The following is a 7312-nucleotide window of genomic DNA, read 5'->3' as shown; positions in this document are numbered from 1 at the left end:
ATTGTAGAGGTCGCGCCGTGCCGCGCGCCGCTTCGGCTCGATCATCTTCAGATGATAAAGGTTGAGACCGCTGTCCCTGAGCTTGAGGCGGAGGTCTTCGTGGAACCAGGCGCCATGCAAATCCGTCGATCGATAGCGATCCGGATGGTAGGCGCTGAACAGCCTGTGCTGCATCTTCTGCCCCCAGGGCCCGTCGACGCGGTAGCTGTCCGGCGTGTACATTTCCAGCGTCCGGAATCCCCAGGCGATGCGCCGCGACCGGCTGGTCAGTTGGCCAATTTGATCGGCGACCGCGTTTTCCAACCTCTCGTCGGGGTCCATTGCCAGGATCCAATCGGCGCCGGCCTCGAAGGCCGCGCTCAGCAGGGCACGCCGCCTCGCCGGCTCGCTGCTGAACACCGCGTCCGAACCACGATCGTCATATGCGATCCAGCCGTCCACGATCGGGTCGAGGTTCGCGATCAGGCCCGGCACCAGATGCGCGTCGTAGCGATAGCTGAACACCGCGACGATCCTCCGTCGCGTCCCGAACCACCGACCGCGCCGCCGGCGTGGCGGCCTTATCTCGACCGTGATCATTGGCGCCGGCCCTTCTCGCCATATCTGGCGCCGATGGCAGACCCCAGCGATTTGGCGAACAGCGCCAGCCACACGATTGGCAGCGAAAGCATCGCAAAAGTCCTGTCCCTTCCGGACAGCCCTTCCTTGGCCAGCTTGCTCACGTTGCGGCGGTCCCGGAAAATCCTTCGAAATGGCCTCAGGGGCTTCTCGCCTTCGACGGTCCTCAAATAGCCGCCAAGGCGGCGGCCGCGGCGGTACTGGTCGGCAAGCAGGCGGAACAGGCTTGTCTCGTTGCGATGGATGGTGAGGACCTGCGGATCCCAGACCGGCTGCATCGCCTCGGGCAGCCTGGCCATGAAATCGGTGTCTTCCCCCAACGCCATGCGCTCGTCGAACAGCCCGTACAGATCGAACAGCTTTCGGTCGAAGGAGACGCCGTAGCGCAGTGCCTTCTCGGCGGGGAGGCCGGGCAAACGCCGCATGTACGTCACGAGGTGCGCCGCGCACGCCACCAGATTGCGCGGATGGCTGTTGAGGATGGCGCTTGCCACGGTCGCGGCCCCTTGCCGGTGATGGTGCAGGCGCACTTCAGCCCAGCGCGGGCAGGCCAGACAATCACCGGCGAGGAAGGCGACGAACGGGGCCTGCGTCGCCGCGATGCCTAGATTTCGCGCGCCGCCGGCAAACAGTCGCTGCTCGACCTCGACGACCCTCACGTTGAGACCGGCATTGTCGACAAGTGCCTGGGCATTGCCACCGCCCGAATTCACGATGACGATCTCGAGCGGGATGTTCTGATCGAGCACCGACCGCACCGCGGCGACCAGTTCGGCGGGCGCCCGCAAACCAATCACCACGACTGCGAGTTCCGGTCTCCCGGCCATCAAGCGCTTTGCAACTGGATGCGCGGCACAGAAAAGCGGCGCCGCGCCGCAAGCTTGAACTGGTATCGCATGCAACGCCAGGTGTCCGACGGCACCTTCGGCGCCGCCCTGGCCACGGCCAGGAACCGGGCCGCCGTATCCAGATCACCGCGCGCATAGTGGACACGCGCGATCTTCAGGGCGACGAGGCCTTCCCTGACCTTCAGCGCCGACTTCGCGATCCCGCAATCGGCGAGCCCGTGCAACGCCTGCCGCCATTCGAGGAAGCGCTTCGCCGGCTTGACCGTGAAGCGATCGTCGGAGCGTTCCGCCGAAACGAAATAGGTCATGACGGGTTGCGTGATGACGGCAAGCCGGGCGGTGCTGAGCACCTTGGCCCAGAACAACGTGTCCTCGTCATAGGCGAGCCCGGTCGGGAATCGCGTCTCATCGATCGCGCGCCGGGACACCAGCGCGCTTCCGACGGCAATCGAGCGTACATGCCCCTGGATATAGGCCGAGGCATTGGCGGTGCTGGCGGCCGTATAACCTACAGGCAACTTGATCTGCCGGTCGACGCCGTCGGTTCGTCTGCGAAAGGCGCCGACCACCATATCGGCCCTCGTCTGCATATCGGTCCGGGAAAGCAATGACCGCAGCCCGCCGTCCAGATGCAGATCGTCGGCATCGATCATGTAGATCCAGGGGTAGTTCGCCTGCGCCAAAGCGAGATTGCGGGCTCCGCCCGCGTCCCTGCAATTGGACTGGATCACGCGCAACGGCAACGCGCACCGCGAAGCGGCATGTTCGGCAACGCTTGCTGTGTCGTCCGACGAAGAATCATCGACCAGCAGCACTTCACCGATGACATCAGCCTCTGGACGCAGCGATGCCAGCGTCCTCGCTATGGTCGCCGCCGCATTGTGTGCCGGAATGATGACGCTGACCGCTCTCAAATGGAAACTCCGCCGGTGCATGTTGCGCAACCGGCCCTACCGCCCCGAAGCGCAAGATAACGGCAGCGTCCGGATTTGAGAAGCAGTCTTTACGCCCCCCGGGAACCCCGGAAAGGCTTGCATCTCAAACCTTCTCGAGCATGACCGGGATGACGTCGACCGCTTGCTCGGCCGCCTGGCCGCCCGTTGTTTTCAGGACGCCGACGATCGGCGCCACATCGGAATAGTCCCGCCCGTAGCCCACGGTGATGTGGTCATTGCTCGCCCGCATGCCGTTCGTCGGGTCGAATTCCTGCCAGCCGGCGTCGCGCCCGCACCACGCCTTGACCCAGGCATGCATGGCATCGGCGCCCTCGAGCCGGGGCTTGCCCTTCGGCGGTATGGTGCGCAGGAAGCCGCTGACATAGCCGGCGGGAATGCCGAGGCCGCGCAGGCCGGCGATCATGATGTGCGAAAAATCCTGGCAGACGCCGCGTTTCAGGGCGAAAGCATCGCTGGCGCGGGTCTGCACGGTGGTTGCCTTGCCGTCATAGGTGAAGTCGCGCTGGATGCGGTTGCACAGATCCATGACCGTGGCGACCGTCGAACCTGCGACGCTGTCTTTCGCATAGGCGGTGATCGCGGCATCGATGCCGGCATGATCGCTGGCGGCGAGGAAGTGATGCGGCGAATCCGGCGCCAGCGACCGCACGCCGCCGAGTTCCTCCCGCAGCCGCTGGAGGTTGGGCGAAACGTCGAGCCCGGGCTCGGGGCGCGATACCGACACGCGCGCGCTCATCCTGATGTCGAGCGCGTCATGGGCGTCGCGAAAGGCGAGCGAGGTGACGTTGTTGCCGAAGAAGTCGGTGAAATCAGAGCGCTCGCCCGGCGCCGGCGTGAAGGACAGCGAGGCGGCGACCACCCGCTGCACGCCCGCGATCGTCGGCGGCAGCACGCGAACCTGATGCCGGCCGCCACCGGCCGCGGCGTCATAGTCGTAGCTCAGATGAAGCCTGATGTCGTAGAGCATGCCCTATCCGAAATAGGCCTTGGCGAGGCTGTTGTAGAGGCCGCCGATCTCGCTGGCGAGATCGTCGATGACTTGCGCCGTCATGTCCGACGGCTCCATGACGGCGATCGCCGTGTTGAGCTGCAGGATTTCCTTAGCAGCCGGCGACATATGTCCTTCGGCGCCAACGGAAGGCAGCATGCCGATCTCCGCCTTCAATCGTTCGAGCTGGAACAGGATCGAGCGCGGGTTGAGCGGGTCGAGCGCCAGCAGGTCGATCACCGTGCGCCGCCCAGCCTGCACCGGATATTGCCGGCGATGGGTCATGACGCTGTCGCCGATCTCCAGCATCATGTCGAGCGCGCCGTCCGGCGCGCCTTTCCTGGTCAGCCGGGCGAGCATGCGGGCGATCTGGATGCCGCGCTCCAGCCGCCGGCCGATTTCGAGGAAGCGCCAGCCGGTGAAGCGGTACATGTTCTCATGCAGCAGGCCGGAGAACCCGGCAAGCTTGCGCAGGATCACCGTCATCGCCCGCGTCGCGTCGTCGCCCGGCGCGACGGTTTTGGCGAATTGATGGATCGTCTTCGACAGATCCTTCAGCGCCAGCCAGCCGTCGGGCGAGAAACGGTCGCGGATCTGCCCGGCGCTGTAGACGGCGCTGTCCAGCGTGCTGATCAGCCCGAGCGGGATCGCCGTTTCGACGTCGATGCCGAACGGTTCGAGATAGTCCCTGATGTCGGCGAGCAGCGGCGTTTCGGGGTCGGAGGTCTCCGCCAGCCGCACATGATAGGCGCGCAGCACCCGCGCCGTGTCTTCCGAGCGCTCGATGTAGCGGCCGAGCCATGTCAGGTTCTCCGCGGCGCGGCTGGGCAGGCTGCCAGGCATCGAGCGGGTGAAGCTGTCGTGCTCCTGCGGCAGCAGCGTCTCGCGCTCCACCGGCCGGTCGCTGACCACCCACACATCCGCCGCCTGGCCGCCGCGCTGCATGGCGATGGCCGTCGCGTCTTGCGAGAAGCCGACCCGTGCAAAACCGCCGGGCATCACTGTCCAGCCATCCGGCGTGCGCGCCAGATAGACGCGCAGGCTTGCCGGCCGCGGCTCCAGCCAGCCACCGATATAGACGGGCGTGGTCGAAAGCGTCACCGCTTCCTGGCCGACGAAGTCGCCGCCGCCGTCCTTGATCCGCGCCACCAGTTCGGCCCGTTCGGCATCGGACAGCGTCGAGCCGAGCCTGGTCGCATCGTCGTCCTCGAAGGCAAGCCGTGTCGACAGCGCCGGACCGACCACCATGCGGTCGAGGTTGGCAAGCACGTGCTCGCGCTCGCTGTCCTGCCCGCACCACCAGGTGGCGACGCTCGGCAGCAGCAATTCCTCGCCCCGCAATTCCCGCGAGATCCTCGGCAGGAAGGAAAGCAGCGCCCGCGTTTCCATCAGCCCCGAGCCGAGCGCATTGACGGCCGAGACCGTACCCCGGCGGATCGCCTCGACCAGGCCTGGCGTGCCGATCTGCGAATCCGGCCTCAGCTCCAGCGGATCGGCGAAGGCGGCATCCAGCCGCCGCCACAGCACGCCGACAGGCTTCAGCCCCGAAACGGTGCGCACCATCAGCTTGCCGCCCGAGACGGTCAGGTCCTCGCCTTCGAGCAGCATGATGCCGAGATAGCGCGCGATATAGGCGTGCTCGTAATAGGTCTCGTTGAGCGGCCCCGGCGTCAGGATGGCGACGCGGCCGCCAGTGTCGTTGGCCATGCCGATCAGCGCGTCGCGGAAGCGGCGGAAGAAGCCGGCCAGCCGATGCACATGCATTTCGCCATAGATGTCGGACAGCGCGCGCGTGGTGGCGACGCGGTTCTCCAGGGCGAAGCCTGCGCCTGACGGCGCCTGCGTGCGGTCGCCCAGCACCCACCAGCGGCCGTCGGGCCCGCGGCCGAGCTCGAAGGCGATCATGTGGAGGAAATGGCCGCTGGCCGGTTTCGTGCCGACGACGGGCCGCAAATATTCGGGGCTGGCGGCGATCAGGCCGGCCGGCAGGATGCCCTTCTCGATCAGCAGGTTCGGTCCGTAAATGTCGGCCAGCGTCTCCTCGAACAGGTCGGCTCGCTGCACGAGGCCGGCGCTGATCGCCGCCCATTCCTGTTCCTCGATCAGCAGCGGGACATGCGCCAGCGGCCATTCGCGCTCATTGGCGCCGGCCTTGTCGTAGACCCGGTAGTAGACGCCGGCGTCGCGCAGATACTGGTCGGCGCGGGCAAAGCGCCGGGCCAGCTTTTCAGGACCGAGATCCTCCAGCGCCTCGAGGAAGGCGCGCCAGGCCGGGCGCGGATTGCCCGAGGCGTCGACCATCTCGTCGACGACACCGTCGATCGGCTGGTAGTGCTCCAGCAGACTGTGCGTCAGCGGCTTGCCGCCTATCTTCTTCTGATTCCCCTTCGCCATCGCAGATCAGAGTCTCGGGGGCCGCCTGAGGTCAAGGGTCATCGGGAAATCTTCAGAGGCTTCTTCATTGTGCAGCACATAGCCGGACGGTGTATGGCCGCGCGGCTCGAAGCGGGCAAGCCGCCGCGCCTCCGCCTCGTTGCCATTGACCGGAAAGGTGTCGTAATTGCGCCCGCCGGGATGGGCGACATGGTAGACGCAGCCGCCCACCGCCCGGCCCGACCAGCGGTCGTAGATGTCGAAGACCAGCGGCGTGTTGACCGGCAGCGCCGGATGCAGGCCGGAAGCCGGCTGCCAGGCCTTGAAGCGCACGCCCGCGACCGCGACCTCGCGGTTGGCCGTCACCTTCATCGGCACGACGCGACCGTTGCATACGATGGCGTGACGCTCCGGATTGAGGCCCTCGGTCTTCACCTGCAGCCGCTCGACCGAGGAATCGACGAAGCGCACGGTGCCGCCGATCGCGCCCTGCTCGCCCATCACATGCCACGGCTCCAGCGCCTGCCTGAGTTCCAGCTTGACCCCCGCATGCTCGACCTCGCCGCAATACGGGAAACGGAATTCGAGCTGCGCGGCGAACCATTCGGGACGGAATTCGAAGCCGTTGAGCTTAAGGTCCTCCAGCACGTCGAGGAAATCCGCCCAGACATGATGCGGCAGCATGAAGCGGTCGTGCAGCGAGGTGCCCCAGCGCACGAAGCGGCCGTCGAGCGGGTTCTTCCACGCACGGGCGATGATGGCGCGCACCAGCAATTGCTGCGCCAGGCTCATGCGCGCATTGGGCGGCATCTCGAAGCCGCGGAACTCGACCAGGCCGAGCCGGCCGGTGGGGCCGTCGGGCGAGAACAATTTGTCGATGCAGATTTCCGAACGGTGGGTGTTGCCGGTCACGTCGGTGAGCAGGTTGCGGAACAGCCGGTCGACAAGCCACGGCAAGGGCGCCTCGCCCTTGTCCGGATGCGGCACCTGCGCCATCGCGATCTCGAGCTCATAGAGCGAATCGTGGCGCGCCTCGTCGAAGCGCGGCGCCTGGCTGGTCGGTCCGATGAACAGGCCGGAGAACAGATAGGACAGCGACGGGTGCCGCTGCCATTGCAGGACCAGGCTCTTCAAGAGATCCGGCCGGCGCAGGAACGGACTGTCGTTGGGCGTCGCGCCGCCGACCACGACATGGTTGCCGCCGCCGGTGCCGGTGTGGCGGCCGTCGATCATGAACTTGTCGGTGCCGAGCCGCGACTGCCGCGCCTCCTCGTAGATCGCGGTCGTCGTCGCCACACAGTCCTGCCAGTTGGCGGCGGGATGGATGTTGACCTCGATGACGCCGGGGTCGGGTGCGACGCGGATGACATTGAGGCGCGGATCGTGCGGCGGGCCGTAGCCCTCGATATGCACCGGCAGGCCGATGGTCTTTGCCGCATTTTCGGCCGCCGCCACCAGTTCGAGATAGTCTTCCAGCGCCTCGACCGGCGGCATGAATACGCAAAGCCGCCCGTCGCGCGGCTCGACGG

General features: G+C 66.4%; 6 protein-coding genes. All 6 read right to left on the bottom strand.

The window, feature by feature from the left end; translation table 11 throughout:
- Nucleotides 1-504, bottom strand: a 504-nt coding sequence (locus EN738_RS27425; RefSeq protein WP_145966944.1) for a hypothetical protein, incomplete at its 3' end; no start/stop codon positions are given.
- Between the two features lie 71 nt (nt 505-575).
- Nucleotides 576-1445 (bottom strand): glycosyltransferase family A protein, encoded by an 870-nt coding sequence (locus EN738_RS27420; protein WP_127286415.1) that lies wholly within the window; start codon nt 1443-1445, stop codon nt 576-578.
- Nucleotides 1445-2380, bottom strand: a complete 936-nt coding sequence (locus EN738_RS27415) for a glycosyltransferase family 2 protein (RefSeq protein WP_127286414.1) — start codon at nt 2378-2380, stop codon at nt 1445-1447. The genes EN738_RS27420 and EN738_RS27415 overlap by 1 nt, the downstream gene beginning before the upstream one ends.
- Before the next feature lie 124 nt (nt 2381-2504).
- Nucleotides 2505-3389, bottom strand: coding sequence for a transglutaminase family protein (locus EN738_RS27410; protein ID WP_127286413.1), 885 nt, complete (start codon nt 3387-3389; stop codon nt 2505-2507).
- Between the two features lie 3 nt (nt 3390-3392).
- Nucleotides 3393-5804 carry a circularly permuted type 2 ATP-grasp protein gene (locus EN738_RS27405; RefSeq protein ID WP_127286412.1) on the bottom strand — a complete coding sequence of 804 codons (2412 nt, stop codon included), beginning with the start codon at nt 5802-5804 and terminating at the stop codon, nt 3393-3395.
- Between the two features lie 6 nt (nt 5805-5810).
- Nucleotides 5811-7312, bottom strand: a 1502-nt coding sequence (locus tag EN738_RS27400; protein ID WP_189605995.1) for a transglutaminase family protein, incomplete at its 5' end; no start/stop codon positions are given.

This window comes from Mesorhizobium sp. M4B.F.Ca.ET.017.02.2.1 (assembly GCF_003998955.1).
Taxonomy (GTDB): Bacteria; Pseudomonadota; Alphaproteobacteria; order Rhizobiales; family Rhizobiaceae; genus Mesorhizobium; species Mesorhizobium abyssinicae.
Note: the sequence above shows the minus strand (reverse complement) of the source record. Positions and strands in the feature narration are given on the sequence as shown.